Consider the following 2,500-nt stretch of genomic DNA (forward strand, 5'->3'; position numbering starts at 1 on the left):
ACAGAATCCATGGATAGAGCTGTGTATAACTCAGGGATATCCACGCTCAGGCCCCTGTTTCCGCGGGGGCCTTTTCAACGGGTAAAAAAACACCAGCCATTTATCCACTTTCCACCGCTTGGCGTTATTAACAGAAAGTCTGGATAGACTTGTGCATAACTGCGGTATATCCGCGCCAGGCCCCGTGGTTGCACAGGTTCATTAAAACGTGCAAAAAATCACCGGTACTTTTATTGGTATTTCTGCGCCGTTTTTTTCAACGCAATAATTTTTCTAGGCTAAAGAGCACTTTTTAATTTCAGGTGTTTTTGTGGTGGTGCTTGGGGTGCAGATTAAATAAAGCGCGTTATTTTTTTGTATTTCCATTTTTTCCTTACAGAAAAAATCTAAGAAAGCGCTTTATTTATAGGAGGGAAGGCTCCTCAGAACTTTTTAGAGCCTGCGCTTGTTTAATTGGCTTTTACCGAGTTGGATTTTTCGGCGGGAGTGTTGCGAGTAAAAATTCGATTCGGCTTTTTATTTTTTCTGTATTTTGAATTTATTTTTTTATTCTCTGTTTTTATTTTTTGATGCATTCAATATTTTTTTTGCCCATAAAAAAAGGGCCACCCTATTGGGTGGCCCTTTCGGATTAGAAGCCTGACGATGACCTACTCTCACATGGGGAAGCCCCACACTACCATCGGCGATGTTGCGTTTCACTTCTGAGTTCGGCAAGGGATCAGGTGGTTCCACAACTCTATTGTCGTCAGGCAAACTGGCTTGGGTTGGCGTTGGTCTTATAAGCAATCTGCTTGGCCTGCCGTGTTATCGCTGTTTGCCTCGGTCTGTTGACCGGCGATAACCCCAAATAAGTCGGTAAAACAATCTGTAGTAATACACCGCAAGCGATCATTGTGTGTCTTTCATTCCACAATCCGCTAGCTTAGCTAGTCGTTAGTAACCATCTCTGTTGTATGGTCAAGCCGCACGGGCAATTAGTACTGGTTAGCTCAACGCCTCACAACGCTTCCACACCCAGCCTATCAACGTGGTAGTCTTCCACGGCCCTTTAGGACTCTCAAGGAGTCAGGGAAATCTAATCTTGAAGGAGGCTTCCCGCTTAGATGCTTTCAGCGGTTATCCCGTCCGAACATAGCTACCGGGCAATGCCACTGGCGTGACAACCCGAACACCAGAGGTTCGTTCACTCCGGTCCTCTCGTACTAGGAGCAACTCTTCTCAAATTTCCAACGCCCACGGCAGATAGGGACCGAACTGTCTCACGACGTTCTAAACCCAGCTCGCGTACCACTTTAAATGGCGAACAGCCATACCCTTGGGACCGGCTTCAGCCCCAGGATGTGATGAGCCGACATCGAGGTGCCAAACACCGCCGTCGATGTGAACTCTTGGGCGGTATCAGCCTGTTATCCCCGGAGTACCTTTTATCCGTTGAGCGATGGCCCTTCCATACAGAACCACCGGATCACTATGACCTACTTTCGTACCTGCTCGACATGTCTGTCTCGCAGTCAAGCGCACTTATACCATTATGCTCATTGCATGATTTCCGACCATGCTGAGTGCACCTTCGTACTCCTCCGTTACTCTTTGGGAGGAGACCGCCCCAGTCAAACTACCCACCATACACTGTCCTCGATCCGGATAACGGACCAGAGTTAGAACCTCAAACATACCAGGGTGGTATTTCAAGGACGGCTCCACAGTAACTAGCGTTACTGCTTCAAAGCCTCCCACCTATCCTACACAAGTAGGCTCAAAGTTCAGTGCAAAGCTGTAGTAAAGGTTCACGGGGTCTTTCCGTCTAGCCGCGGGTACACTGCATCTTAACAGCGATTTCAATTTCACTGAGTCTCTGGTGGAGACAGCGTGGCCATCGTTACGCCATTCGTGCAGGTCGGAACTTACCCGACAAGGAATTTCGCTACCTTAGGACCGTTATAGTTACGGCCGCCGTTTACCGGGGCTTCGATCAAGAGCTTCGCCGAAGCTAACCCCATCAATTAACCTTCCGGCACCGGGCAGGCGTCACACCCTATACGTCCTCTTACGAGTTTGCAGAGTGCTATGTTTTTAATAAACAGTCGCAGCCACCTGGTCACTTCGACCGGCCTCAGCTTAGGGAGCAAGTCCCATCACCAAAACCGGCGTACCTTCTCCCGAAGTTACGGTACCATTTTGCCTAGTTCCTTCACCAGAGTTCTCTCAAGCGCCTTGGTATTCTCTACCTGACCACCTGTGTCGGTTTAGAGTACGATTCACTATTGCCTGAAGCTTAGAAGTTTTTCCTGGAAGCAGGGCATCAACCACTTCACCCACAAGTGGGCTTCGTCATCAGTTCTCAGCCTTAGGGACCCGGATTTGCCTAAGTCCCCAGCCTACAACCTTAAACATGGACAACCAATCGCCATGCCGGCCTAGCCTTCTCCGTCACTCCGTCGCAGCAATAGCGAGTACAGGAATATTAACCTGTTTCCCATCGACTACGGCTTTCGCC

Annotated in this window: 2 rRNA genes (1 of these 2 cut by a window edge); both read right to left on the reverse strand. The window is 48.8% G+C overall.

From position 1 onward, the window contains the following. Positions 1–637: 637 nt before the first annotated feature. Positions 638–753 (reverse strand): 5S ribosomal RNA (gene rrf, locus ACJJIC_RS00005). Positions 754–956: 203 nt separating this feature from the next. Continuing rightward, positions 957–2,500: ribosomal RNA gene (locus tag ACJJIC_RS00010) — 23S ribosomal RNA — on the reverse strand (it continues 1,337 nt past the right edge of the window).

Source organism: Microbulbifer mixtoriginis (SeqCode) (genome assembly GCF_052468275.1).